Source organism: Nonomuraea sp. NPDC054003 (assembly GCF_055585125.1).
Genome location: NZ_JBVJKR010000016.1, coordinates 34,659 through 59,530, shown reverse-complemented (window position 1 = coordinate 59,530; position 24,872 = coordinate 34,659). Strand labels below are relative to the sequence as shown.

26 protein-coding genes, 1 tRNA gene and 1 riboswitch are annotated in these 24,872 nt (G+C 70.9%); of the genes, 12 read left to right on the top strand and 15 right to left on the bottom strand.

From position 1 onward, the window contains the following. Positions 1-23 precede the first annotated feature (23 nt). The 7 genes from pknB to ACZ6YG_RS34940 form a co-directional block, all read right to left on the bottom strand. A complete protein-coding gene (gene pknB / locus ACZ6YG_RS34970) occupies positions 24-1,883 on the bottom strand; it encodes a Stk1 family PASTA domain-containing Ser/Thr kinase (RefSeq protein WP_148036049.1) in 1,860 nt (619 codons plus the stop codon). Between the two features lie 85 nt (positions 1,884-1,968). Continuing rightward, positions 1,969-3,327, bottom strand: a complete 1,359-nt coding sequence (locus ACZ6YG_RS34965) for a serine/threonine-protein kinase (protein WP_466020360.1) — start codon at positions 3,325-3,327, stop codon at positions 1,969-1,971. Between the two features lie 21 nt (positions 3,328-3,348). Then, a complete protein-coding gene (locus tag ACZ6YG_RS34960) occupies positions 3,349-4,806 on the bottom strand; it encodes a peptidoglycan D,D-transpeptidase FtsI family protein (protein ID WP_466020359.1) in 1,458 nt (485 codons plus the stop codon). Next, on the bottom strand, positions 4,803-6,197 hold the full coding sequence (locus tag ACZ6YG_RS34955; protein ID WP_222709256.1) for an FtsW/RodA/SpoVE family cell cycle protein: 1,395 nt from the start codon (positions 6,195-6,197) through the stop codon (positions 4,803-4,805). Before ACZ6YG_RS34955 ends, ACZ6YG_RS34960 begins: the two co-directional genes overlap by 4 nt. Further along, positions 6,198-7,466 (bottom strand): Stp1/IreP family PP2C-type Ser/Thr phosphatase, encoded by a 1,269-nt coding sequence (locus ACZ6YG_RS34950; protein ID WP_148036052.1) that lies wholly within the window; start codon positions 7,464-7,466, stop codon positions 6,198-6,200. It abuts the gene before it with no gap. Beyond that, complete coding sequence (locus ACZ6YG_RS34945) at positions 7,463-7,933, bottom strand: FHA domain-containing protein FhaB/FipA (protein WP_148036053.1); 471 nt, start codon at positions 7,931-7,933, stop codon at positions 7,463-7,465. The genes ACZ6YG_RS34950 and ACZ6YG_RS34945 overlap by 4 nt, the downstream gene beginning before the upstream one ends. 17 nt (positions 7,934-7,950) lie before the next feature. Next, positions 7,951-8,691, bottom strand: coding sequence for an FhaA domain-containing protein (locus ACZ6YG_RS34940; RefSeq protein WP_219550775.1), 741 nt, complete (start codon positions 8,689-8,691; stop codon positions 7,951-7,953). Between the two features lie 200 nt (positions 8,692-8,891). On the opposite strand from ACZ6YG_RS34940, the gene ACZ6YG_RS34935 reads away from it, so the two are divergent. Further along, positions 8,892-8,974, top strand: a tRNA-Leu gene (locus tag ACZ6YG_RS34935). 213 nt (positions 8,975-9,187) lie between these two features. On the opposite strand, the gene ACZ6YG_RS34930 is transcribed toward ACZ6YG_RS34935, so the two are convergent. Together ACZ6YG_RS34930 and ACZ6YG_RS34925 are read right to left on the bottom strand one after the other, a co-directional pair. Further along, positions 9,188-10,204, bottom strand: a complete 1,017-nt coding sequence (locus ACZ6YG_RS34930) for a hemolysin family protein (RefSeq protein ID WP_219550773.1) — start codon at positions 10,202-10,204, stop codon at positions 9,188-9,190. Then, complete coding sequence (locus tag ACZ6YG_RS34925) at positions 10,201-11,556, bottom strand: hemolysin family protein (RefSeq protein WP_271276253.1); 1,356 nt, start codon at positions 11,554-11,556, stop codon at positions 10,201-10,203. Before ACZ6YG_RS34925 ends, ACZ6YG_RS34930 begins: the two co-directional genes overlap by 4 nt. Before the next feature lie 261 nt (positions 11,557-11,817). On the opposite strand from ACZ6YG_RS34925, the gene ACZ6YG_RS34920 reads away from it, so the two are divergent. Next, positions 11,818-13,038 carry an LCP family protein gene (locus tag ACZ6YG_RS34920; RefSeq protein WP_466020358.1) on the top strand — a complete coding sequence of 407 codons (1,221 nt, stop codon included), beginning with the start codon at positions 11,818-11,820 and terminating at the stop codon, positions 13,036-13,038. Here ACZ6YG_RS34920 and ACZ6YG_RS34915 read toward each other — a convergent pair. Further along, a complete protein-coding gene (locus ACZ6YG_RS34915; RefSeq protein ID WP_397196523.1) occupies positions 13,035-13,679 on the bottom strand; it encodes a GOLPH3/VPS74 family protein in 645 nt (214 codons plus the stop codon). The two genes, ACZ6YG_RS34920 and ACZ6YG_RS34915, sit on opposite strands and share 4 nt — an antisense overlap. Before the next feature lie 22 nt (positions 13,680-13,701). Between ACZ6YG_RS34915 and ACZ6YG_RS34910 the strand changes: the two genes are divergently transcribed. From ACZ6YG_RS34910 to ACZ6YG_RS34895, 4 genes are all read left to right on the top strand, one after another. Beyond that, the gene (locus ACZ6YG_RS34910; protein WP_148036058.1) at positions 13,702-14,307 is read left to right on the top strand and encodes a TenA family protein; all 606 of its coding nucleotides are present in this window, start codon (positions 13,702-13,704) and stop codon (positions 14,305-14,307) included. 20 nt (positions 14,308-14,327) lie between these two features. Further along, complete coding sequence (locus tag ACZ6YG_RS34905) at positions 14,328-15,206, top strand: Fpg/Nei family DNA glycosylase (RefSeq protein ID WP_466020357.1); 879 nt, start codon at positions 14,328-14,330, stop codon at positions 15,204-15,206. A gap of 38 nt (positions 15,207-15,244) precedes the next feature. Continuing rightward, positions 15,245-15,568 carry a rhodanese-like domain-containing protein gene (locus tag ACZ6YG_RS34900; protein ID WP_364233767.1) on the top strand — a complete coding sequence of 108 codons (324 nt, stop codon included), beginning with the start codon at positions 15,245-15,247 and terminating at the stop codon, positions 15,566-15,568. Between the two features lie 70 nt (positions 15,569-15,638). After that, a riboswitch (TPP riboswitch) is annotated at positions 15,639-15,751 on the top strand. Beyond that, positions 15,742-17,085 carry a purine-cytosine permease family protein gene (locus ACZ6YG_RS34895; RefSeq protein WP_148036061.1) on the top strand — a complete coding sequence of 448 codons (1,344 nt, stop codon included), beginning with the start codon at positions 15,742-15,744 and terminating at the stop codon, positions 17,083-17,085. (Overlaps the previous riboswitch by 10 nt.) Here the strand turns inward: ACZ6YG_RS34895 and ACZ6YG_RS34890 are convergent. Continuing rightward, positions 17,060-17,620, bottom strand: coding sequence for a methylated-DNA--[protein]-cysteine S-methyltransferase (locus ACZ6YG_RS34890; protein ID WP_308249210.1), 561 nt, complete (start codon positions 17,618-17,620; stop codon positions 17,060-17,062). The genes ACZ6YG_RS34895 and ACZ6YG_RS34890 overlap by 26 nt on opposite strands. A 126-nt stretch (positions 17,621-17,746) precedes the next feature. On the opposite strand from ACZ6YG_RS34890, the gene ACZ6YG_RS34885 reads away from it, so the two are divergent. Both ACZ6YG_RS34885 and ACZ6YG_RS34880 read left to right on the top strand, forming a co-directional pair. Then, positions 17,747-19,582 (top strand): GAF domain-containing sensor histidine kinase, encoded by a 1,836-nt coding sequence (locus ACZ6YG_RS34885; protein ID WP_466020427.1) that lies wholly within the window; start codon positions 17,747-17,749, stop codon positions 19,580-19,582. Positions 19,583-19,724: 142 nt separating this feature from the next. Next, positions 19,725-20,156 carry an ATP-binding protein gene (locus ACZ6YG_RS34880; RefSeq protein WP_261809001.1) on the top strand — a complete coding sequence of 144 codons (432 nt, stop codon included), beginning with the start codon at positions 19,725-19,727 and terminating at the stop codon, positions 20,154-20,156. On the opposite strand, the gene ACZ6YG_RS34875 is transcribed toward ACZ6YG_RS34880, so the two are convergent. The 3 genes from ACZ6YG_RS34875 to ACZ6YG_RS34865 are packed head-to-tail and all read right to left on the bottom strand — an operon-like array spanning position 20,140 to position 21,226. After that, on the bottom strand, positions 20,140-20,787 hold the full coding sequence (locus ACZ6YG_RS34875; RefSeq protein ID WP_397196526.1) for a YidC/Oxa1 family membrane protein insertase: 648 nt from the start codon (positions 20,785-20,787) through the stop codon (positions 20,140-20,142). The two genes, ACZ6YG_RS34880 and ACZ6YG_RS34875, sit on opposite strands and share 17 nt — an antisense overlap. A gap of 47 nt (positions 20,788-20,834) precedes the next feature. Beyond that, positions 20,835-21,056 (bottom strand): DUF6412 domain-containing protein, encoded by a 222-nt coding sequence (locus ACZ6YG_RS34870; protein WP_148036065.1) that lies wholly within the window; start codon positions 21,054-21,056, stop codon positions 20,835-20,837. Further along, a complete protein-coding gene (locus ACZ6YG_RS34865; protein ID WP_187281667.1) occupies positions 21,053-21,226 on the bottom strand; it encodes a hypothetical protein in 174 nt (57 codons plus the stop codon). Before ACZ6YG_RS34865 ends, ACZ6YG_RS34870 begins: the two co-directional genes overlap by 4 nt. 94 nt (positions 21,227-21,320) lie before the next feature. Between ACZ6YG_RS34865 and ACZ6YG_RS34860 the strand changes: the two genes are divergently transcribed. Beyond that, on the top strand, positions 21,321-22,019 hold the full coding sequence (locus ACZ6YG_RS34860; protein WP_148036066.1) for a response regulator transcription factor: 699 nt from the start codon (positions 21,321-21,323) through the stop codon (positions 22,017-22,019). Next, the gene (locus ACZ6YG_RS34855; protein ID WP_271276260.1) at positions 22,016-23,098 is read left to right on the top strand and encodes a sensor histidine kinase; all 1,083 of its coding nucleotides are present in this window, start codon (positions 22,016-22,018) and stop codon (positions 23,096-23,098) included. Before ACZ6YG_RS34860 ends, ACZ6YG_RS34855 begins: the two co-directional genes overlap by 4 nt. Before the next feature lie 9 nt (positions 23,099-23,107). Here the strand turns inward: ACZ6YG_RS34855 and ACZ6YG_RS34850 are convergent, their stop codons facing one another. Further along, complete coding sequence (locus ACZ6YG_RS34850; protein ID WP_148036067.1) at positions 23,108-23,509, bottom strand: hypothetical protein; 402 nt, start codon at positions 23,507-23,509, stop codon at positions 23,108-23,110. A gap of 233 nt (positions 23,510-23,742) precedes the next feature. Here ACZ6YG_RS34850 and ACZ6YG_RS34845 point away from each other — a divergent pair, with 233 nt between their 5' ends. Both ACZ6YG_RS34845 and ACZ6YG_RS34840 read left to right on the top strand, forming a co-directional pair. Next, positions 23,743-24,090 carry an STAS domain-containing protein gene (locus ACZ6YG_RS34845; RefSeq protein ID WP_148036068.1) on the top strand — a complete coding sequence of 116 codons (348 nt, stop codon included), beginning with the start codon at positions 23,743-23,745 and terminating at the stop codon, positions 24,088-24,090. Continuing rightward, positions 24,087-24,812, top strand: coding sequence for a glycosyltransferase family 2 protein (locus ACZ6YG_RS34840; RefSeq protein ID WP_148036069.1), 726 nt, complete (start codon positions 24,087-24,089; stop codon positions 24,810-24,812). Before ACZ6YG_RS34845 ends, ACZ6YG_RS34840 begins: the two co-directional genes overlap by 4 nt. The last annotated feature ends 60 nt before the right edge of the window (positions 24,813-24,872 follow it).

Here is a 24,872-nt window from a genome sequence, read left to right as displayed (position 1 = left end):
TTTGTGGGATGGCGGCCCTTTTCTTAGCCTAGGCCGTCGCCTACGTCGCCTGGGGGCTCGTCCTGGCTCGGGAAGCCGTCGTCGCCGTCGTCGGTCGGGACGTCGTCCGTCGGGAAGTCGTCGGTCGGGAAGTCGTCCGACGGCTGCTCGGTCGGGGTGGGGGCCGCCGGGCCCTGCGACACGACGATCGTGACCGTCATGTTGGGCTGGAGCTTGGCGCCCTCACCCGGGTTCTGCTGGATGACCGTGCCCTGGGCCTGGTCGCTCGGCTGGGTGACGACCTTGACCTTGAAGCCCGCTTCCTCCAGGGTGCGGCGGGCCTCCTCCTCGGTCATGCCCTGGACGCTCGGTACGGCCACGGCCTCCTTCGGGATGAAGAGGGTCACCGTGTCGCCCTTGGCGACCGAGGCGCCGGCCTTGGGATCGGTGCGGAAGACCTTGCCCTCCGGCTGGCTGGACGCGCGCGTCTTGATCGTGCTGCTGAGCCCCAGCTCGGTCAGCCTGGCGTTGGCCTCTTCGGTGGTCATGCCGATGAGGTCGGCGGGGACCTTCACCTTCTCCGCGCCCTTGGAGACCACGACCTTGACCGTGGCGCCCTTCTCCACCTCGGTGCCCTCGGCCGGATCGGTCTCGATGACCGTGTCCTTGTCGTACTCGGCGCTGAACTCCTCGGTGACCTCCGCCGTGAGGCCGAGCTGCTTCAGCTGGCTCTCGGCGTATTCACGCGTCTTCGCCTCCAGCCCCGGCACCTTGACCGTGGTCGGGGCCGTCGGGCTGCCGCCGCCGCTGAACATGACGTAGCCCAAGGTGATGAAGGCACCGATGACCAGCAGCGGGATGATGATCCACAGGGCGGTCTTGACCGCGTTGCCGCCGCCGTTGTTCGCCCGGCGGCGCCCGCCCCGGCCGCCGCCCTCGTCGTACTCGTAGGGCGGGACGGCGCTGGAGTGCTGGGTGGCCGGGCCGGTGGCGGCCTGGGTGGCCGTCATCATGCGGGTGCCCTGACCGTAGCCGTTCATCGCCATCGTCTGGGCGTCGACCGGCATGCCGGACATGGCGCGCTGGATGTCGGCCCGCATCTCGGCCGCGCTCTGGTAGCGGTGCGCCGGATCCTTGGCCATGGCCTTGAGCACGATCGCGTCGGCCCACTGGGGGATCTCCGGGTCGATCTGCGACGGCGGGATCGGCTCCTCGCGGACGTGCTGGTAGGCGATCGCGACGGGGGAGTCGCCGGTGAACGGCGGCTGGCCGGTGAGCAGCTCGTAGAGCACGCAACCGGTTGAGTAGATGTCGCTGCGGGCGTCGACGCGCTCACCGCGTGCCTGCTCCGGCGAGAGGTACTGGGCGGTGCCGATGACCTGGGCCGTCTGCGTCATCGTCGCGGCCGAGTCGGCCATCGCGCGGGCGATGCCGAAGTCCATCACCTTGACGTCGCCGGCCGTGGTGATCATCACGTTGGCCGGCTTGATGTCGCGGTGCACGATGCCGCCGCGGTGGCTGTAGTCGAGCGCGCGCAGGATGCCGTCGACCAGCTCGGTCGCGCGTTCCGGGATCAGCCGCCGGTCGGCGCGGAGCAGGTCGCGCAGCGTCCTGCCGTCGACGTACTCCATCACGATGTAGGGCACGGGGGCGCCGTCGGTGACGTCCTCGCCGGTGTCGTAGACCGCGACCACGGCCGGGTGGTTCAGCGACGCCGCAGACTGGGCCTCACGGCGGAAACGGGCCTGGAAGGTATGATCACGGGCCAGGTCCGACCGAAGGGTCTTGATCGCGACGATCCGGTCCAGCCGGATGTCTCTGGCGCGATACACCTCGGCCATGCCGCCGCGCCCGACGACACCGTCGAGCTCGTAGCGACCTCCGAGAAGCCGAGGCTGAGTCATTTCCTGCACTGTCCCTTACCGTTCATCTTGGTGCCGGCCTGCTCGGGGGGCGGCCGCCGGTGTCCATCATCGACCCGTTGGCGCGTCACGTCTCCTCCTTCGGCGGGTTCGAGTCACCCGGGTCCGGCGAGGCGGAAGGTGTCGGGGTCGTCGGCGTCGTGGTGGGGGTCGGGGTCGGCGTGGGGGTCGGGGTACGGGTCCTGGTCGGGGTCGGGCTCGGCGTCGGCTGCGTCGTCGGCGTAGCCGACTTGCTTACCGTAGCCGACGGCGAGGCTACCGGCCTCGACGACTTGACCGTAACCACAGGAGGCCGACGGGTCTCGGTTTTGGTCCGTGAGGGCTTCTGCCGGGGCTTGTCGGAAGCAGGCAGCGGAGGCGTCGTCGTCTCCGGAACGACGAGCGGCGGAGTCTGAGGGGCGGGGGTGAGCGCCCACGCGCTGAAACCCACGGCCACGACGGTCCCGGCCGCCGCCGCCGTCGTCAGCACCCGCCCGAACCGGCGCCGCGGCGGCGTCTCCTGCAGCTCCGTGACCGGCTCGGCGCCCATGGCCGCGGGCCCGTCCGCCGTCCGGTCTTCCTGGCGGGGACGGATCGGGAAGCCCGAGGGGTCGGTCAGCGAGCCGAGGTCGGCGCCGCCGGCCGACAGCGACTCGCGCAGCACGTACGCGCGATCGGCCAGCTCCCGCGCGGAGCCGGGCCGTTGCGCGGGATCTTTGGCCAGCAGCGCCGCCACGAGCTCGCGCACCGGGGCGGGCACGTCGACGCCCAGCGCCGGCGGCTGCTCGCCGAGGTGGCGCAGCGCGATCGCCACCGCGCTGTCGCCGTGGAACGGGGCCCGGCCCGACAGGCATTCGTAGGCCACCACGCCCAGGGAGTAGAGGTCTGTCGATGGCGTGAGCGGCAGACCCTGGGCCTGCTCCGGGCTGACGTACTGGGCGGTGCCGAGCACGGTGCCGGTCTGCGTCACCGGAGCCGCCTCCATGGCCCTGGCGATGCCGAAGTCGGTCACCTTGATCGTGCCCTCGTGCGTCACCAGCAGGTTGCCCGGCTTGATGTCGCGGTGGATCACGCCGGAGGAGTGGGCGGCGTGCAGCGCCTTGGCCGTCTGGTGGAGCACGTCGAGGGTGACCTCGGCGCCGAGCGGGCCGTTGCGGACCAGGATGGTCGACAGCGGCTCGCCGTGCACCAGCTCCATCACCAGATAGGCCCGGTCGGCCTGCTCGCCGTAGTCGAAGATCTGCGCGATGCCGGGGTCGGCGAGGCCGGCGGTGATGCGCGCCTCGTTGCGGAACCGGCCGCGGAACGCGGGGTCGGCGTGGATGTGGCTGTGGAGCACCTTGACGGCCACCTCGCGCCCGAGCAGCTCGTCGCGGGCACGCCAAACCTCCCCCATGCCGCCGGCGGCGATGCGGGAGATCAGGAGATAGCGGTTACCGAGCCGCATGATTCAGCACGTTACCGTCCATTACTTCAGCACCGCCTCCATCACCGCTTTCGCGATGGGCGCGGCCGTTCCGCCACCCGTCGCCTCCCCGCCGCCGCGCACGGCGCCGGACTCGACCATCACCGCGATCGCGATCTTCGGGTCGTCCGCGGGGGCGAACGAGATGAACCAGGCGTGCGGCTGCTGGCCCTGAGCGGTCTCGGCGGTTCCGGTCTTCCCAGCTACTTGGACGCCGGGAATCTGCGCGCGGTTCGCGGTGCCGTTGGCCACGACGCTGATCATCATGTCGGTGAGCTCGCCCGCCGTCTCGGAGCTGACCGCCTCGCTGAACTCCTCGGGGTCGGCCTCGTCGATCGTGTCGCCGTTGGGGTCGGTGATCTTGTTGACGAGGTACGGCTTCATGACCACGCCCTCGTTGGCGATGCCGGCCGCGATCATCGCCATCTGGAGCGGCGTCATCTGGTTGCTGCGCTGGCCGATGGAGGCCTGGGCGACGGCCGCCGCGTCCTCCTTGGGGCCGAAGTCGCTCTTGGCCACCGACATCGGGACGGCCAGCGGCTTGCCCGCGCCGAACTTCTCCAGCTGCTCGCCCATCGCCTCGTGGCCGAGGTCGATGCCGATCTTGCCGAACGGCGTGTTGCAGGACCTCTCCAGCGCGAAGCGGAGCGTGACCTGGCCCGAGCCGCACGCCGCGCCGCCGTAGTTGGGCAGGTCGGCGGTGGTGTTGGGCAGGTCGAGCACCTGCGGGGCGTCCACGGTGGTGTCGGCGCCGCGGCTGGAGTCGTCCTCCAGGAAGGCGGCGGCGGTCACCACCTTGAACGTCGAGCCCGGCGGGTAGGTGTTCTCGATGGTGCGGTTGAGCAGCGGCTGGCTCTTGTCCTTGGCCAGCTCGTCGTAGCGGCCGAACACCTCGGACTTGTTGGTGCCCGACAGCTCGGCCGGGTCGTAGGTGGGTAGCGAGACCATGGCGAGGATGCCGCCGGTCTTCGGCTCGATCGCCACCACGGCGCCGCGCTTGCCGCTCTCGCGCAGCGCGTCGTAGGCGGCCTTCTGCGCCTCGGGGTTGATCGTCAGGTCGACGTTGGCGCCCCTGGTCGGCTCGCCGGTGAATAGGTCGATGCCGCGCTGCAGCAGCAGGTCGGCGCTGGAGCCGTCGAGCAGGTCGTTCTCGCTGCGCTCGATGGCCGACTCGCTCTCGGGCGAGAAGAAGCCGGTCACGTGCGCGTACAGGCGGCCCTCGGGATACTGCCTGAGGAAGCGGAAGTCGCCCTTGGTCTCCTTCGACTGGGCCACGATGACCTTGCCGCCCGCGGTGATGCGCCCGCGCTGCACGGCGTACCGCTCGTAGAAGTTGCGGGTGTTGCGGGCGTCGTCGCTCAGACTCTGCGCGCGGACGCCCTGGAGGACGTTCACGTTGATCATCAGGAGGCCGAACATGGCCAGGCAGGCCACGGCGGCGCGCTTGATAGTCCGGTTCATCGCTGGAACACCTGCGTCATTCCTTCGTTCTGGATCGCCTGGGGCGGCGGCCTGCGCGCCGCGTCGGACATGCGCACGAGCAGCGCGATGAGGATCCAGTTGGACAGCAGCGCCGAGCCACCCTGGGACATGAAGGGGGTGACCAGGCCGGTCAGGGGGATGAGGTTGGTGACACCGCCGACGATGATGAAGATCTGCCAGGCCAGCAGGAACGACAGGCCGGCGGACAGCAGCTTGGTGAACGGGTCGCGGGCGGCGAGCGAGGTGCGCAGACCGCGCTGCACGATCAGCGCGTAGATCACGAGGATCGCCATCAGGCCCGTCAGGCCCAGCTCCTCGCCGGTGGCGGGGAAGATGAAGTCGGAGAAGGCCAGCGGGATCAGCTCGGGGTGGCCCTGGCCGAGCCCGGTGCCGAGGATGCCGCCGGATCCCATGGCGAACAGGCCCTGCATGAGCTGCTCGCTGCCGCCGACCGCCCTGTAGAGCTCCTCGTTGGCGGGGTCGAGGTAGACCTCGAAGCGCTGCTGGACGTGGTCGAAGACCATGCCGGCCAGGATCGCGCCGCCCAGGAAGAGCAGGATGCCGATGATCACCCAGGAGATGCGCTGGGTGGCGATGTAGAGCATCGCGATGAACGTGCCGAACAGCAGCAGCGAGGAGCCCAGGTCCTTCTGCAGGACCAGGATGCCCAGGCTGACGCCCCAGGTGATGAGCACCGGGCCGAGGTCGCGGGCGCGCGGCAGGTCGATGAAGAGCAGCCGCCGCCCGGCCAGGGCGAGCACGTCGCGCTTGGCCACGAGGTAGCCGGCGAAGAAGACGACCAGCGCCAGCTTGGCGAACTCGGCGGGCTGGATCTGACCCAGCCCGGAGATGCCGATCCAGATGCGGGCGCCGTTGATCTCCTGGCCGAGGAACGGGATCAGCGGCGAGACCAGCAGCAGCAGCCCCAGCGCGCCGGCGGTATAGGTGAGCCGCTGCAGGGCGCGCTGGTCACGCAGGAAGATCAGGGTGACGCTGAACAGCACGATGCCGATGAGCGTCCACAGCAGCTGGGTGTTGGGCGAGGCGAGCGTGGCCGACGGCAGCGTGGAGTCGGTCTCCGACAGCCTGAAGATCATCACCAGGCCGAGACCGTTGACCAGCGTGACCAGCGGCAGGATCAGCGGGTCGGCCCACGGCGCGAACTTGGCGAGCACGAGGTAGGCGGCCAGCATCAGGCCGCCCAGGCTCAAGCCGTACGTCAGCATGCCCGAGGGGATCGCCCCGTCCATCGCCAGCCCGACGTTGGCGTAGGCGCCCATCGTGATCACGACCGCGAACGCGAGCATGACGAGCTGGGCCATGCGTCGCTTGGCGGGCATGGGCACGGGGGCTGCGGCCACTTCGCTCATCTATTGAGGTTTCGTCCTTGTGGGAGTGGGAGATGGCGACGCGCTCGCGGTGGGGGTGGGTTCCGCGAACTTCATCGTGTTGATCTTGGTGAGGCCCTCGGCCACGTCGCCGACCTCGATGCCGTCCTTGACCAGGGCCTGGTCGGGCGGCGAGAGCCGGGACAGGGCCTTGCCGGTGTGCTGGGCCACCTTGAAGAACTGAACGGGGCCCACCTCCTGCTGGATGCCCTGGAAGACGACCACTTCGTCGGCCCAGGCCCCGACGTAGAACTGGTCCTGCGTCCATTTCCAACCGAAATAGCCGCCGACGCCCGTGACGACGGCGGCCACGGACAGCACGGTGACCAGCACGGGCCACACCCGGCGACGCTTGCCCGACTTGCGGGACGCTCGCGCGACCGGCTCGTCGTAGTCGTCATCGGTGATGGCCGGCTGGGGAGCGGTCACCGCGCTCGCTCGCCCCGGCGCCGGCTCCTCGCCGCCGTGCAGCCGGGTCATGCCCGCGGCGCCGACGACGGAGGCCTCGACGGGCACCTGCTGGCCGTCGGTGATCTCCAGCACGTCGGCGATCACGCACGTGATGTTGTCGGGCCCGCCGCCGCGGTTGGCCAGGTCGATGAGCTGGCGTACGGCCTCTTCGGGATCGTCGAGGTTGGTCAGCGTGGCGTGCAGCGTCTCCGCGCTCACCACCCCGGACAGCCCGTCGGAGCAGAGGAGGTAGCGGTCGCCAACCTGCGCCTCGCGCAGCGTCAGGTCGGGGTCGACCTCGCCGCTGCCGTCGAGCGCCCGCAGCAGGATCGAGCGCTGCGGATGCGTCGCGGCCTCCTCGGGCGTGATGCGCCCGTCGTCGACCAGCTGCTGGACCAGCGTGTGGTCATGGGTGATCTGGTAGAGCTCCCCGCGTCTGAGCAGGTAGGCGCGCGAGTCGCCGACGTGCACCAGCGCGACCTGGGTGCCGTTCCAGAGCATGGCGGTGAGCGTGGTGCCCATGCCTTTGAGGCTGGGATCCCGTCCCACCATCTCGTGCAGCTTGCGATTGGCGTCGCGTACGGCTGCCTCGATGGCGTTGAGCAGGTCACCCCCCTGCTGGGCCTCTTCGAGAGAGGCCATCGCGGCGATGGCGACGGAGCTCGCCACCTCGCCGTGTGCGTGCCCGCCCATGCCGTCGGCGACGGCGAGCAGGCGGCCGCTGGCGTACGCCGAGTCCTCGTTTCCTTCGCGGAGGAGGCCGACGTCCGAGCGGGCGGCGTAGCGGAGTGCGATGGTCATTTGCGCAATTCAATGACTGTCTTGCCGACACGGATCGGAACACCGAGCGGCACCGGGGTCGGGCGGGTGACTTTCGAGCGGTCGAGATACGTGCCGTTGGTAGAGCCGAGATCTTCCACGATCCACTGACCGTCCTGGGGAAAGAGCCGGGCGTGCCGGCTGGATGCGTAGTCGTCGCTGACTACCAGCGTGGCGTCGTTCGCCCGGCCAATGGTGATGGGCGTCTCCGTGAGATTAATGGTGGTGCCTTGCAGCGGGCCACCTGTCACGATGAGCTGGCGGGGTTCCCCCTTCCTGCTCTTGGGCTTGGGCGCGGGCTTGGCCGGTTTGGCCCCTTTGCCCGGGCCGGCGGGAGCCGTACGTGACCCGAACAAGTCAGTCCGGATCACGCCGACTGCGGCAATGACGAAAAACCACAGCACCGCCAGGAACGCGAGCCGGATCAGCAGCAGCGTGAGCTCGGACATGGACCGTCTGTCTACCTCTAATCGCGCCGGAACACCAGAGTCGTGCGCCCCAGCGTCACTCGCGTGCCGTTCTGGAGCTCGATTCTGCGTACCGGCTGGCCGTTGACGAAAGTGCCGTTGGTCGACCCGAGGTCGACCAGCACGACTTGCTGACCCTCGACGCGCAGCTCCGCGTGGTGGCGGGAGACGCCGGGGTCGACGAGACGAAGATCGCAGTCGGTGCCGCGCCCCAGCAAGGTCACCGGCGTGGTGAGCTCGTAGGAGCGGTCGCCCTGCGGATCGTCCTGGGTGCTGACGAGCAGCCGGGGCCGCCCGCCGAACGCGTTGGGACGGGACGGGGGCAGGTCGCTCGCCGGCTGGCGGATCTCGTCCTGCTCGACCGTCGCGCCCCGGATGACGCCGGACCTGATGCGGAACAAGCCCACCGCCAGGTCGCCCGCCGTCTCGAATCGGACCCGGACCGGTCCCACGAAGGAGTAGCCCTGTTCCTTGGCGTACTCCCTGGCGAGGTTGGCCAGCTCGTGGCTGATGCTGTCGGCGTAGACCTCTAGCCGCTCGGCGTCGGTCGTGGACAGCTCCACCACGAAGTCGTTCGGGACGAGGGTACGGCCCTGGGCGACGATCGCCGCCCGCTCGTCCATCTCCCGCTGCACCGCGCTGGCGACCTCGACCGGCTGAAGGTCAGATTTGAACGCCCGCGCAAAGGCCCCCTCAACCAAGCCTTCGAGCCGTCGCTCGAAGCGCTGAAGGACTCCCACCGGGTACCTCCCTTCCTCCGTGCATATGATCGCGGCCCCCCGGCGCGCGTGGCGCCCGGTCTCCGCTCGAACCACGAGGCGGCGGCCCCCGGCGCTCCTGAGGCACTCGCGCCCAGCTCCTCCGCTCCCGTGTCTTATGCGATCGTATCCGGGTTCAGTACCAGTGGCTGTTACGTGCTAGTGTTTCTCCGCACCCACAAGGGCGGGTGGCGGAACGGCAGACGCGCACGGTTCAGGTCCGTGTGTCCGAAAGGACGTGAGGGTTCAAATCCCTCCTCGCCCACCTCGGTAGGGTCGATGAAAATCGGCAGACCCACCCTGGCGAAGAAGAGCCCCGGTTCGCAAGAGCCGGGGCTTCATCTTTTCCTCTACATCCCTGTCCGCTTGCGGCCTCCCGGCCGTCCCGCCGGGCGAAAGGTACGCCCGGCCGGTTGCAGCTCGCTTTCAAACCGCTTCCGGCCGGGGCCCATTGTTTTCGCTCAGAGCGAAGCCGAGGTCAGGCCGCCAGCTTGCGCGTGTCCAGCAACTGGCCCAGCAGGTCGGTGAGGCTCACCATGCCGATGACCGCGCCGTCGCCCCCGGTGACCAGCGCCAGGTGCGCACGGGCCTCCTGGAGGGCCGCCACGGCCTCGGGGACCTGCGTGAGGCTCGGCAGCTTCGGCACCGGCCTGGCGAGCTCGCTCGCCGTACGTCCGGGCTCCAGCAGGGCGTCACGGGCGTGCAGGACCCCCGCCACCTCGCCGCCGTCGCTCACGAGCAGCCTGAGGTGGCCGCTGCCGGCCGCCACGCGCCGGATCTCGGCCGTGCCGGCCCGCGGGGGTACGGTGACCGCCCGGCCGATCGGCACCATGAGGCGCTCGATGCCCTCGGCCTCGAACCGCAGCGCCCGGGTCAGTAGGTCGTGCTCCTCCCGGTCGAGCAGGCCCATCCGGCCGGACTCGCCGACCAGCATGGCTAGCTGGCGCGGCGTCCTGGTGGTGGCCAGCTCGTTGCGCGGCTGCACCCCGAAGAGCCGCAGGCCGAGGTTGGTCAGGCCGTTGAGCGACGACAGCAGCGGCCGCATCACCGAGGTGAAGGCCCTGAACGGCAGGGTGAGCAGCAGCGCCGCCTGCTCGGGGTGGGTCAGCGCCCACGACTTGGGCGCCATCTCGCCCACCACCATGTGCAGGAACGTCACCAGGGCCAGCGAGAGCGTCAGCGCGATCGGCATGCGCAGCGGCTCTGCCACGCCGATGGCCGCGAACACCGGTTCGAGGTAGTGCTCGATGGCCGGCTCGGTCACGTACCCGAGGCCCAGCGTGCACAGCGTGATGCCGAGCTGGGCGCCGGCCAGCATCAGGGAGAGCTGGCGGCTGCCGCCCGCGGCCGACCTGGCCGCGATCCTGACGAGCCGGTTGCCGCCCGCCGCGATCTCCTCCAGGCGGTGCCGCCGGGAGGACACGAAGGCGAACTCGGCGGCGACGAACAGCGCGTTGAACGCCAGCAGCGCGACGCTGATCATGATCATCGTCATCGGGTCGCCTCCGCGGGCTGCTGGGCGGGCGCCAGCCGCACCCATTCGGGCACGCGCCGGTTGAGCGAGATCACGGTCAGCTCGGCCACGTGGCGGTCGCCGCCGTCGTCGTACTCGAACGGGTCGGCCTCGACGACGGTCGGCACCGTCACCGTGTCGCCAGGCTCGGGCATCCGGCCCAGCTCGGCCAGGATCAGGCCGCCGAGCGTGTCGTAGTCGTCGCTTTCCGGCAGCGCGATGCCGGTGGCCCGCTCGACCTCGTCGAGCCGCAGCCTGCCGGGCACCTCCCAGACGCCGCCGGGCTGCCGCACGGCGCCCACCGGGTCCGGGTCGTTCTCGTCGACGAGCTCGCCGACGAGCTCCTCGGCCAGGTCCTCGACGGTGATCACACCCGCCAGGCCGCCGTACTCGTCGATGACGCAGGCGATGTCGTCCTTGGCGACGCGCATGCGGTCGAGCACCGCGGGGAGCGGCAGCGAGTCGGGCACGAGCAGCGCCGGGCGGGTGATGTCGCGCACGGCGCCCTCCTCGATCCCGGAGGCGAGCAGCTCGCGCACGCCGGTCACGCCGGCCACGTCGCCGTCGTCGCCGAGCACCGGGTAGCGGGAGTGGCCGCACTGGCGCATGGTCTCCAGCAGCTCGGAGATCGGCTGGGCGGCGCGCAGCGCCACCACCCGGGGCCGCGGCACCATGATCTCCTCGGCCGTGTGGTCGCCGAACTCCAGGGCGCGCTCCAGCAGCTCCGACAGGCGAGGCGGCAGCTCACCGGCTTCCGTGGACTCCTCGATGATCCGGGAGAGCTCCTCGGGGGTGGCGCCGTGCTCCACCTCCTCGACGGGCTCGATGCCCACCTTCCTGAGCAGCCCGGTCGCCGCCGAGTCGAACAGCCGGATCACCGGCCCGACCACGGCCAGGTAGACGAGGGTCGATCCGGCCAGGAACTTCGCCACCTGCTCCGGCCTGGCGATGCCGAGGTTCTTCGGCGCTAGCTCGCCGAGCACCATCTGCACCACGGTGGCCACGCCCACGCCGATGGCGACGGAGAGCCCGGTGATGAGGGCGTCGGAGAAGCCGGCGTCCGTCAGCCAGGGCCGCACGATCACGGCGATGGCGGGCTCAGCCAGGAAGCCGACCAGCAGGGCGGTGACGGTGATGCCGAGCTGGGCGCCCGACAGCATGAACGAGAGGCGTGAGGTCACGCGGAGTGCCTTCTCGGCGGCCTGGTCACCGGCCGCGGCCTGCTCGCGCAGGACGGCCCGGTCGACGGCGACGAAGGCGAACTCCTGGGCGACGAAGTAGCCCGTCGCGGCTGTGAGCAGGAAGAGGGCCATCAGGCCCAGATAGGCGCTCACCGCTGCGAGCTCTCAGGGGAACCCGTGCATGTGCACGGGCGGCTACTCCATGGGTCCGCAGTGGACACGATCATCCCTTCTTTAGAGCTGGTCCATAAAACTAACGATGCGGATGGCCTCTGTGTTTCCGGTGGTCTTATCTGCCTGGTTCTACGTACTTTTCCGTGGCGGAACAATGGCCGGTGGACTGCACTGAGCGAAGTGTTGGACGTAGCTTCTATGTCAGGGCGACTATGTCAAGCAAGGGGAAGAAGGAGCCACGTGGCTGAGGACGACCGGACGCGGGCCATGCGCTCGCCGGGCGAGCGTCGCCCGCTGCCTTCCAGCAAGGACGGGCCGCGTGCGGCGGGGGCCCCGGCGCACCACTTCCCGCAGCCCCCGCCGCAGCCGGTCGCCGACGACGTGCCGCGGTCCAGCTCGCGGGTGTACGGCAAGCGCCGGTCGGGCAGCAGCCCCGTCAGGCCCATGCGGAGCACCTCCGACCGGCCGCCCCCGCCGCCCGGACAGCGGCCGCCGCGCCGGCGGATCAAGGGCGGCACCGTTCTCAAGATCATTCTCGCGCTCCTGGTGGCGCTGGTGGTGACCGCCGCGGGCATGCTCTTCTGGATCGACGGGCGGCTGGGCGGGCTGCCCGCCGGGATCCTGGACGACTACGAGGGCCGCCCGGCCGACACCCCCGGCACCAACTGGCTCCTGGTCGGCTCCGACAGCCGCAAGGGCCTGTCGGCCCGCGAGCGCAAGAAGCTCGCCACCGGCAACAGCGAGGGCCAGCGCACCGACTCGATGATGCTGCTCCACCTGCCCGAGGGGAGCGACCGGCCGACGCTGGTCAGCCTGCCGCGCGACTCCGCCGTCACCGTCCCCGGCCAGGGCCGCAACAAGCTCAACGCCGCCTACGCGATCGGCGGGCCCAAGCTCCTGGTCCGCACCGTCGAGACGGTCACGGGCATCCGCGTCGACAACTACATGGAGATCGGCTTCGCCGGCTTCGTCGAGATCGTCGACGCCGTCGGCGGCGTCGAGATCAACGTGCGGGCCGCGGTCAACGACCCCAAGGCGGGCCTGAAGCTCAAGAAGGGCACCCAGACCCTCACCGGCGCCCAGGCGCTCGGCTACGTCCGCACCCGCAAGGGCGGGGCGCTGCCCGACTACGAGCGGACCAAGCGGCAGCGCCAGTTCCTCAGCGCGGTGGTGAAGAAGGCGGCCAGCCCCGGCACCCTGATCAACCCGTTCACCTCGATCCCGCTGGCGATGAGCGCCACCGACGCCGTGGCGGTCGACGAGGACACCGGCGTGTTCGACATGCTCTCGCTGGGCCTGGCCATGGGCGACAGCCCGGTGACCACGGTGGTGCCCTTCGGCGGCACCGAGAACGTCGCGGGCGGCGAGGCCGTCAAGTGGGACAGGGCCAAGGCGCTGGCCCTGTTCGAGGCGCTGGCCGCCGACCAGCCGGTGCCGAAGGAGATCCTCGACGCGGGTTAGCCCGTCGCGGTGATGGCGGCCGTGGTGACGGCGATCGAGATGCCCGCGTTGATCGCGGCGATCGTCTGCGCCACGGCCTCGGCCTCCCACGCGCCGGCCGCGATCTCCTTGACCCGGCCCTTGTCGGCGCCGGGGAACGCCTTGCGGTCGAGCTTGGCGGCGTGCATGACCGCGATGAGCACGGCGGTACGCGGGTCGGGCTCGGCGCCGCCCAGCGCGCCCGCGACCCGCTCACGCACCCGCGACTCGACGCTGCCGTCGAGCTCGGGCCAGCGGGTGGTGCGGAAGACGCCGAACACCCGGCCGCGCTCCTCGGCCAGCACGCCCGCGGCGGCGAGCCGGGTGAGCAGGCGGGTGCGGAGCTTGCCCGACTGCAGCTGCTGCACCCACCAGGCGGGCCCGCGCTCCTTCGGGCTGCCGGCGATGCGGGCGAGCGCGGCGTCGAGCTCGTCGTCGCCCAGCGGCGCGGGGTCCAGGACGGTCACCTTCTTGTCGCGCAGCGTGATGCGCTCGCTGATCGCCAGCTCGGCCAGGAGGGCGCCGGCCACGGCGGGGTCGAGCTGGATGGTGGAGAGCAGCTGCCTGCCGTCGTCCTCGCCGAAGGCGAGAAGGAGGATCTCCTCCGCGATCGTCACGCTCATCCTCTGACACTAACGTGCGAGCATGACCATCTCGGAAAAATTGCACGCTGTCGGCCGTCCCCTGCTTGAGGCTCAGCTGGCCCATCCCACCGTTGCCGGGATCGGCCGGGGCGATCTGCCCGAGCCCGTGTTCCGGTCGTGGCTGGAGCAGGACTACCTCTACCTGCTCGACTACGTGCGGGTGTTCGCCAAGCTGGCCTGGCAGGCTCCTGACGCGCACGTCGGCGACCTGGTGGACCTGGCGCACTCGACCTACCACGAGGAGCTGGATCTGCACCGTTCGCTGTCGGCCGAGTTCGGGGCCGATCTGGAGGGGGCGGTGAAGGGGCCGGCCTGCGTCGCGTACACGTCCTTCCTGCTGGAGTCCGCGGGCTCGTACGGGGAGGGGCTGGCGGCGCTGTATCCGTGCATGTGGGGATATTCGACGCTGGGGAGGATCCTGGCGGAGAACCCGCCCGCCGAGCCGCGCTACCGGGCCTGGGTCGACACGTACGCCGACCCGGGGTTCGCCGCGCTGGCCGAGCGGATCGCCCAGATGATCGACGAGACGGACGTCGATCCTGACCGGGCGGAGGCGATGTTCACGGAGGGGATGGCGCACGAGCTGGCGTTCTGGGACGTGCCGTAGCGCCGCGTAGTCTGGAGAGCATGCCTGAACTTCCCGAGGTGGAGTCGCTCACCGCGTTCCTGGGCGAGCGGGCGGTCGGCCGCACGATCGCGGGCGTCGACGTGGTGGCCTTCCAGGCGCTCAAGACGTTCGACCCGCCGGTGACCGCGCTGGGCGGGCTGACCGTCACGGGCGTGTCCCGTCACGGCAAGTTCCTCGACCTCGACTGTGACGGGCTCCACCTGGTCATCCACCTGGCCCGGGCGGGCTGGCTGCGCTGGCGTGACGACCTGTCGGGCGCCAGGCCGGTCCGTCCGGGCAAGGGCCCGCTCGCCGTACGGGTGCGGCTCGCGCCCGACGCCGACGGGCTGGCGCCGGGGTTCGAGCTGACGGAGGCGGGCACGCAGAAGCGCCTGGCCGTCTATGTCGTGAAAAATCCGGACGAGGTGCCGGGTGTCGCCGCGCTCGGCCCCGACCCCCTCGACGAGTCCTTCGACGTCGCCGCGCTCAAACGCATCGTCGGCGGCAACCGCACCCAGATCAAGGGCCTGCTGCGCGACCAGAAGGTCGTCGCCGGCATCGGCAACGCCTACTCCGACGAGGTGCTGCACGCCGCGAAGATGTCCCCGTTCAAGGTCGCGGCGACGCTGACCGACGCGCAGATCGCCGACCTGCACGACGCCATCGTGACCACGCTGCGCGAGGCGGTCGAGCGGGCGCGCGGCCTGGTGGCCAAGGACCTCAAGGCGGAGAAGAAGTCGGGGCTGCGCGTGCACAACCGCGCGGGCCAGCCGTGCGACGTCTGCGGCGACACGATCCGCGAGGTGTCCTTCGCCGACTCCTCGCTGCAGTACTGTCCCACCTGCCAGACCGGCGGCAAGCCGCTGGCCGACCGCCGCATGTCCAAGCTGCTCAAGTAGCGTGCCGAGCACGACGCGCGGCAGGTAAGAATGGGCGCATGACGGTTCCCGAGGTCGAGGTCCGCGACGTGCCCGACGACGCCTACCTGCTCGACGTGCGCGAGGAGTACGAGTGGGTGGCGGGCCACGCCCCCGAGGCGGTCCACATCCCGATGACGCAGATCCAGGCGCGGGTCGACGAGGTCCCCTCCGGCCGTCCGGTCTACGTCGTGTGCCGCGTCGGCGGCCGTTCGATGCAGGTGGCGGCCTGGCTCAACCGCCTGGGCCGCGAGGCGGTCAACGTGGGCGGCGGCATGCAGGCCTGGGAGCACGACAAGCGTCCCATGGTCAGCGAGACGGGCCGGCCGCCGATGGTCGCCTGACCCCGACTGGCCGAAACGGGACCAATAGTGCATCATGGGGGCGGCAGCCGGAGTTGATCTCCGGCTGTTGACGACCCACCGCGGGAGCTCGGGGCCAACCGGGCTGAGAGGGCAGCTACGCCGCTGCCGACCGCATGAACCTGTCCGGGTAATGCCGGCGTAGGGAGTGCGCGATGTCGCATGCCATCCATGGCGAGGAAGTTCCGCTGACCCTGGAGGGCGAGCCCCCCAAGACGCTCGGAGTGCTCGACCAGGGCGCGCTCTGGGCCAACCTGGCGGTCAGCCTGCTGGGCTTCTCCGGCGCGTTGTTCCTGATCGACCCGCTCGGCGGCGCGCCGCTGACCGTGACGGCCGCCCTGGTCGCGACCGTGGTCGGCAGCCTGATCGGCACCACCATGGTGGGCCTGGCGGCCATTCCCGGCACGCAGACCGGCAAGCCCGCGATGGTGCTGCTGCGCGGGCTGTTCGGGGCGCGGCTGTCGTACTTCCCCACCGTGCTCAACATCATCCAGATGATCGGCTGGGGCGCGTTCGAGCTCTGGGTGATCGCCCAGGGCGCCCTGGCCATCTTCGGCGACACGGTCCCGTACGCGGTGTGGGTGATCGTCGCCGGGGTGATCACCACGGTGCTGACCGTCTGGCCGCTGGGCGCGGTCCGGCTGATCAGGCGCTACATCACGGTTCTGGTGATCATCGCGATGATCTGGTTCGCGGTGCAGTTCCTGGGCGACGCGCAGCCGCGGACCGGAGGGTCCTGGGAGGCGTTCGCCCCGGCCGTCGACTACGTGATCGCGCTGTCGGTGTCGTGGGTGCCGCTGGCCGCCGACTTCGCCCGGCACTCCAGGTCCAGCCGGGCGGCCTTCACCGGCGTGGTCGGCGGCTACACGCTCGCCCAGGTCGCCTGCCTGGCCCTGGGCGTGTACGCGGTCGCGATCGCCGGGGCCGAGGCGGTGGCGGCCGACAGCACGGCGGTGTTCGGGCCGTTCGTGGCGGTGCCGCTGGGCGCGCTGTTCTTCGCGATCCTGGTGCTCCGCGAGGCCGACCAGTCGTTCGCGAACGTCTACTCGACGACCGTCTCGCTGCAGAACCTCATGCCGCGCGTCGACCGGCGGATCATCAGCACCCTCATCGGCCTGCTCACGGTCGCCATCGCGCTGGTCGTGGACGTGACCTCCTACGGCGCGTTCCTGGGCGTGATCGGCGCGGTGTTCGTGCCGATGTTCGCGGTGCTGGCCGTCGACTACTTCCTGCTCGGCGGCGCGGCCCGGTGGAACACCGACGCCGACGCCCCCGCCCGCTGGTCGATGCTGGTGCCGTGGGCGCTCGGCTTCGCGGCGTACTGGCTGACCACCTCCACCCCCACCGTCGCCCCGTGGGACGGCTTCTGGGCCGGGGTGCGCGAGGTCATCGGCTTCACCAGGGAGCCGTGGATGAACGGCGCGCTCGGCGCGGCCATCGTCGCGGCTCTGGCGACGCTGCTGATCGGGCTGGTCACGCGCCGCGTCGCTCGACGGTGAGCAGATGGCGCTTGGCGGCGGGGCCGCCCGCGTAGTCGCCGGGCTCGCCGTCGTCGCGCACCACCCGGTGACACGGCACGATCACGCACACGGGGTTGGCGCCGAGCGCGTTGCCGACCGCGCGCAGCGCGCGCGGCCTGCCGATGAGCTCGCCGATCCGGCCCATCGTCGTGGTCGTGCCGTACGGGACCGCCATCGTCTTCTGCAGGACCGTACGAGCGAACGGCGTGGCGAGGGTCAGGTCGACCCGGGTGGAGAAGGCGCGGAGCCGGCCGGAGAAGTAGGCGTCGAGCTCGCGGCGGACCGGGTCGAGCCGCCGGGCGTCGGTGCCGATGAGGCTGCCCACCTGGTTGGACACCCGCTCGAAGACCACGTGCTCGTCCTCGTAGCTGCAGGCGACGAGGCCGCGCGCGGTGACCGCGAGCACCAGCCTGCCGACCGCGCCGTCGTAGGTGCCGAGCGCGACGTCGAGCTGGCCGTCACCCCGATAAGTGTCGGACGTCACCCGCAGCAGGGCCTCGAGGTCGCCCGACACGCCTTCACCTCCACCCGCCATGAAAAAGCCGTGACCGCAGCGTATCGGACGGATCGCCCGACGCGAGCGCCACGCCGCGGGCACTATGGAGTCGTGGGGGACCCAAGGGGTGCGAGTGACGACGAGATGGTCCGCGCGGTGCTCGACAGCTCACCCAACGCCGTCGTCGCGATCGACCGGGACCAGACGGTCCTGGTCTGGAACGCGGCCGCCGAGGCGCTCTTCGGCTGGCCCGCGGCCGACGTGCTCGGGCGCAGGGCGCCGATCGTGCCGGAGGAGCTGGCGGCCGAGCACCACGCGGCCCTGGAGCGGGTCCGCACCGGCGGGCAGGTGTCGCTGCGCACCAAGCGGGCGCGCGCCGACGGCGGCGTGCTGGACGTGCGGGCCGACATCAGCGCGCTGCGCGTGGGCTGCGCGACGGCCGGATACGTCTGCGTCTACCACCTGGTGCAGGCCGACCACGCGGCCAAGAGCCGCCTGGCGCGCCGCGCGAGGCTGGTGCGCAGGCTCACCGACGTGGTCGGCGACATCAACGCCGAGCTGGAGCTGCCCGCCGTGCTCGACCGCATCTCGGCCAGCCTCACCGAGCTGACCGGGGCCGACGCGGGCGGGTTCGTGCTCATCGAGGGCGACCGGCTGCGCCTGGTCAGCACCTACCGGCTGCCGGACTCGCTGAAGGACGCCACCACCGACCTGGACACCAGCCTGGTCGGCACGCTCCTGCGCACCGGCAGGACCGTGCTGCTGGAGTCCGCCGGGCTGGACCGGCTGGTGTGGGCGCGGCTGAAGGGTCTGCACACGATCGCGCTCGGCCTCGCCGCCGTCGGCGGTCGCCCGTACGGCGCGCTCTACGCGCTGTTCGCCAAGCGCAAGCCCGGCCACCTGGAGCTGGAGCTGCTGGAGCTGCTGGCCGGGCACGCCGGGATCGCGGTCGGCAACGCGGTCGCCTACCAGGAGGCGGTGCGGCAGCGCGCGCACGAGCGGGCCGTGTTCGACGCCAGCGCCGACGGCATCGCGGTGCTCGACGGCGACGGCCGGGTGCTGCGGTGGAACCCGGCCGCGGCCGAGCTCACCGCCGTCAGCACCGAGGAGGTCATCGGCGGCCCGCCGCCGTTCCCGCTGCCCGGCCCTGGGGAGAAGGTCACCCACCAGCTGCCGAGCGGGCGCTGGCTGGACGTGGTGTGCGCGCGCATCGAGGAGACCGGCGAGCTGGTCGTCGACTTCCGCGACGTCACCGCCGCCAAGGAGCTGGAGGAGGCCAAGGACCTGTTCCTGGCGACCACCAGCCACGAGCTGCGCACCCCGATCACGGTCGTCCGCGGCTTCGCCGGCACGCTCGACGCCCGCTGGGACAAGCTGAGCGACGCCGAGCGCCGCTCCGCCGTGCACACGATCGCCGAGCGGGCCAAGTCGCTCGGCAGCCTCATGGACCACCTGCTGCTCGGCGCCAGAGCGGGGGCGGAGGAGCAGGTGGTCGGCGACGAGCCGTTCGACCTGGCCGAGCGGCTGCACGCGGCCACGCTCGGGCTGCCGGTGCTGTCCGACAGGCACCGCATCGAGGTCGGCATCGCCGTGGGCCTGCCGTGGGTGATGGGCGATCCGCTGGCCACCGACATCGTGCTCGGCCAGCTCCTGGAGAACGCCTTCAAGTACTCGCCGCAGGGCGGGCTGATCAGCGTCGGCGCCTGGCGCGAGGACGGCGGGGTGGTCGTGGTGGTCGACGACGAGGGCGTGGGGATCGCGCCGGCCGACCGGGAGCGGATCTTCGAACGGTTCGTCCAGGTGGAGACCGGCGACCGCCGGAGGTTCGGCGGCGTCGGGCTCGGCCTCTACATCGTGCGGAGCTTGGCCAGGGCGCAGGGCGGCGAGGTGAGCGCGCATCCGCGCCCCGGTGGCGGCACCCGGATGAAGCTCCAGCTCAGGTCCGCTTCTACTATCGGATCCGACACACCGGTGCGGTAACGAGGTGGTCACGGTTGCGCTGATCTATCGTCCGATGTGTACAAGCTGTGATCGAGATGCGGTTTCTGGGATCGAGTAACGGGGCATTTCGGTCGTACCGGGGGTGCTTCCGCGGGGGGCACTGGGAGACGGGGAGGTGGGTGTGTCAAGCGTGGTGCTACTGCCGTACGCGCCGTCCAGCGTCGCCGTCGCCCGCCAGCGTCTCAGCAACGATCTTCAGGACTGCGGGGTCTTCGATCCCGCGATCGACGATGCCGTACTCGTGGTGAGCGAGCTGCTCAGCAACGCGCTACGGCACGCCCACCCGTTGCCTTCGGGGATGGTGAGGGTGTCCTGGCTGCGTAACGATGGTCACATCGAGGTGGCGGTCAGCGACGGGGGAGCGGCGACCGAGCCGAGGGCGGGCCGGCCGGCCCTGTCCTCGCTGGGCGGCCGCGGGCTGGGGATCGTCGAGTATGTGGCGGAGAGCTGGGGCGTGCGGCATGACGGCGACACGACAACGGTGTGGGCGATCCTGCCCGCACCTCAGAAGCAGATGAACGGGCAGGTTCACGCGCTCAAAGAGGCCGGGTAGCGAGCACGGCGCGCTCTCCCACGGTCCACGCCGTGGAAACCAGCAGATAGAGCCCGGCGGCCAGGGGGAGCACCGCCGCGGCCAGCACCGAGCCGAACGGCAGCAACGGTGTCACCCTTCGGATGAGCTCCGGCTGGTCGTCGGTGAGCGCCGACTTCACCGTACGGGAAGACAGCCATGCCACCACGGCCATCAGCACGAGCACCAAAGCGAAGACCGAAAATGGTCCGCTGAACAGACCGTAATGTGCGAGCACGGCCGCGACCTGCTGACCGAGCGGAGCCCCGAACAGGTCGTGGCCCGCCAGCGCGGTCGGGTGGGTCGCCACCCGGAACATCAGCCACATGAACGGCAACTGGGCCAGCCCCGGCAGGATCCCCGCGAACGGCGAGCTGCCCTCCTTGGCGAACAGCGCGGACGTCTCCTTCGCCAGCCGCTCAGGGTCGCGCCCGAACCTCTTGCGCAGCTCGCGCAGCCTGGGCGCGAGGCGTTCCCTGACGCGGGCGCTGCGCGCCTGGCGGATGCCCAGCGGCAGCAGCAGGAGCCGTACGGCCAGGGTGAACAGCACGATGCCGAGGGCGGCGTGGCCCCCGGAGACGCCGATGACGAACGAGACAAGCGAATCGATCATGAGCCCTTCTCCCATGGAGACTTCCAGGGCTCGGGTCCGAGCCCCGCCTAACAGGAAGCGGGGCGCGGTGAAGGAGCTCGCGGTCTCGGTCTCCCGGCCGCGTCGGGATCGCGCTGGCGCTGGAAGGCCGTGCGCCGCGCGTACACTAGGGGGAACCCGGACGGCTCACCGCCGCAGGCCGGCAGCAGCCTGGCCGCCCACGAGACCAGCAGCAGGACCGCCACCATGGTGACGGCGATGAGCCACGGATCGAACAGGAAGGCCGTCACTGCGGCGAGGACGACTTACCGACCAGCGTGACGACGACGAAGACCAGCAGAGCGATCACTCCGATGATCAGCGCGATCTTCAGCAGCCCCAGAACCATGGGGATGATGAAGGTGAACAGCACGAAAAGCGCCAGCGCGGCACCCGCCACGAGCATGATGACTCGACCCATGACGCCACCGTACGTCGTGCCGGTGCCGCGTGCGAGGCTTACGAAGCGATGACGTGATCGCCTCGCCCGCGCCGCAGCGCCGTACCGTGATGGCGTGAACACCCGCATCCTGGTGGTCGACGACGACCCGAACGTGTCCGAGGTGGTCGCACGCTATCTGGAGCGCGACGGGCACGAGGTCGAGTGCGTGGGCGACGGCGCGGAGGCGCTGCGCCGCGCGCTGGCCAGGCCGCCCGACCTGATGGTGCTCGACCTGATGCTGCCCCAGCTCGACGGGCTGCAGGTGTGCAGGAAGCTCAGGGAGCGCTGGCCGGTGCCGGTGATCATGCTGACCGCGCTCGGGGAGGAGATCGACCGGGTGGTCGGCCTGGAGACGGGCGCCGACGACTACGTGGTCAAGCCGTTCAGCCCGCGCGAGCTGGCCCTGCGCGTGCGGTCGGTGCTGCGCCGCGCCCGCGGCGCGGCCGTCACCGGCGGCACCGGCGTGCTCCGCGACGCCGACCTGACGGTGGACGTGGGCGCCCACGAGGTACGGCTGGGTGGGGCGGAGATCATGCTGACCGCCCGCGAGTTCGACCTGCTGGCCTACCTGATGCGCAACCCCAGGCAGGCGTTCAGCCGGGCGGCGCTGCTCGACCAGGTGTGGGGATGGTCGTTCGGCGACTCCTCCACGGTGACCGTGCACGTCAGACGGTTACGGGAGAAGATCGAGCCCGATCCGACCGACCCGCGCAGGATCGTCACGGTCTGGGGGGTCGGCTACCGGTACGAACCGCTGGAGGGCCCCGCGTGAGCCTCGGCATGATCGTCGTGGTCACCGCGGGCCTGGGCCTGCTGGTGGCGGCGGCGGGCCTGGCCGTCATGTGGTGGCTGCGCACCCGCTCCATCGGCGTGATGATGGCGATCGTGGTGGTCGTCGCGGTGGCCGCCACCCTGGCCGGCGTGGTGGCGATCACCATGCGGATGATCATCGAGGGCCCGGCCAGGGACGTCGTGCTCAGCGTGATCGCCGTCGGCGGCCTCGTCGGGCTCGGTGTGGCGTTCGTGGTGGCCAGGCGGGTGGTGGCGGAGAGCAGGCGGCTGGTGGCCGCGGTCGGCGAGCCGCCGTTCACCGCGCCGCGGGGGCTGCCCGCCGAGCTCCAGGCCATCGCCGACGCGCTGCAGGAGGCGTACGCGCGCGAACGCGCACTCGAAGGCGCCCGGCGCGAGCTCGTCGCCTGGGTCAGCCACGACCTGCGCACCCCGCTGGCCGGGATGCGCGCCATGGCGGAGGCGCTGGAGGACGGCGTCGTGGCCGACCCCGAGACGGTCGGCCGCTACCACCGCCAGATCAAGCTGGAGGTGGAGCGGCTGTCGGCGATGGTGGACGACCTGTTCGAGCTGTCGAGGATCCACGCCGGGGCGCTGCGGCTGTCGCGGGCCAGGATCGGGCTCGCCGACCTGGTCGCCGACACGCTGGCCGGGGCCGAGCCGCTGGCCAGGGCCAAGGGCGTGGTGCTCACCGCTGAGGCGGCGGCGTCGGTGCCGGTCGAGGCCGACGCGGGCGCGCTCGGGCGGGCCCTGCGCAACCTCGTGGTCAACGCCGTCAAGCACACGCCCTCGGACCTGCCGGTGGTGATGCGGGCCGGGGTGGAGTCGGGGATGGCCTGCCTGTCGGTCAGCGACTGCTGCGGCGGCATCCCGGAGGAGGAGCTGTCGCGGGTGTTCGAGGTGGCCTTCCGCGGGGAGGCGGCCCGGACCCCGACGGCGGACGGCGGGGCCGGGCTGGGGCTGGCGATCGCCCGGGGGATCGTGGAGGCGCACGACGGGGTGATCGGCGTGGTGAACGAGGGGCCGGGCTGCCGGTTCGAGATCCGCCTCCCTCTCGGATGACGGGGTGGATCAGGCGGTCTCCGGGAGGATGGACTCGCAGGTGGAGCCGAACGACTCCGACATTGCACGAAATGTCGGGCAGGGCCATCTCCACATGCAGCTCCGGCACCGCAGGATGGGGTGCGCGGCGTCGCTGGTGATGCCGCCCGCGTCGCGCGGCTGGTGCAGGTCGAGCAGCCGCAACCCGAGCTCGGAGAACATCAGCAGCTCGTCGCGGGCCCCGGAGAGGAAGTCGAGGTCCTCCCCGGCCAGCTTGGTGCGTACGGGGACGTAACCCTCGTGGTTGACCAGCCCGCGCAGGCGGGCCGCCTCGTCGTGCCACGAGGTCGCCTTCTCGCTGCGGATGAGAATGGCTTCCAGCTGTTCGCGGATTCTCCGACGCTGAGGATCTTCCGGTTGGTCTGTGTTCATAGGTCATCGGGCCCGTGAGCTCGCCCAGCCTCCTCCTGTGAAGTGGTGACCGGATCCGGAGCTCAGGCCCGCCCCCTCTCCGGCCGCCATGGTGGCGCACCGTCAAGTTTCGCCTACTCTCCGTCTTCGTGGAGCCCAAATGGCCACTCTCGTCACCACCCGGAATCCATGCCGTCATTCACGTATCGGCGTGACAACGTGACCCGGAGCCCTCACGCCGCTAGCCTGCCTCTGTGGAGCTCAAGGTCTCGACTCGATCACATGCCGGCCACGCACTTGTCGTGATTGCCGGTGAAATCGACCTCTATACGGCACCCCACCTGCAGTCGGAGTTCACCCGGCTGCTCCAGGAGGGGCCCGGCCGCGTGGTCATAGACATGTCCGCCGTGGATTTCTGCGACTCCACGGGGATGAACGTGCTGCTGTCGGCACTCAAGCGCATGAAGGAGCAGGGCGGCACTCTCGAAGTGGCCTCGCCGCGCCCCGCCGTGCAGAAGATCCTGCAGGTCACCGGGCTCGACTCGGTGTTCACCGTGCATGACGAGGTGCCGCAGGAGTTCCTTCTCTCCGAGAAGTCATGACGGCGGGCGACACCGCGGTCGTCATCCCGGCCAAGAACGAAGCCGATCGCATCGGCCTCACCGTCGCCTCGGCCCTCGGCCTGCCCGGCGTCGACCTCGTCGTCGTGGTCGACGACGGCTCGACCGACCAGACGGGCCGGGTCGCCCGCGCGGCGGGCGCCAAGGTCGTCCGCCACAGCCGCAACCGCGGCAAGGCGGCCGCCATGGAGACGGGCGCCGAGGCCGTGCGCCTTCTCGACGGCGACGCCCGCCATCTGCTCTTCCTGGACGCCGACCTGGCCGGCAGCGCCCAGGCCGCGGCCGCGTTAGCGGGGCCCGTGCGCGCCGGCGAGGCCGACATGACCATCGCCGCCTTCACCAACCGGGTCAAGCTCGCCGGCCATGGCATCGTCGTCCGGCTGTCGAGAGACGGCATCCGCCGCGCCACCGGCTTCGAGGCGACCCAGCCGCTCAACGGCCAGCGCTGCCTCACCAGGGAGGCGTTCGAGGCGGCCCGCCCGCTGGCCCACGGCTTCGGCGTGGAGACCGCCCTGACCATCGACCTGATCCGCAAGGGGTTCCGCGTGGTCGAGGTCGAGGTCGACATGGCGCACCGGGCGACCGGTTCCGACTGGCGCTCCCAGCTCCACCGGGCCAGGCAGCTCCGCGACGTCGCCCTGGCCCTGGCCACCCGCGAACCCCTCGTGGCCGACAACCTCGCGAAGCTCCGCCCCAGACGCTGACCCTTCCCGGGGTTGTCCACAGGCTGGGGACGGGCGGACGGAGCCCTGTGGCGGGTGTGC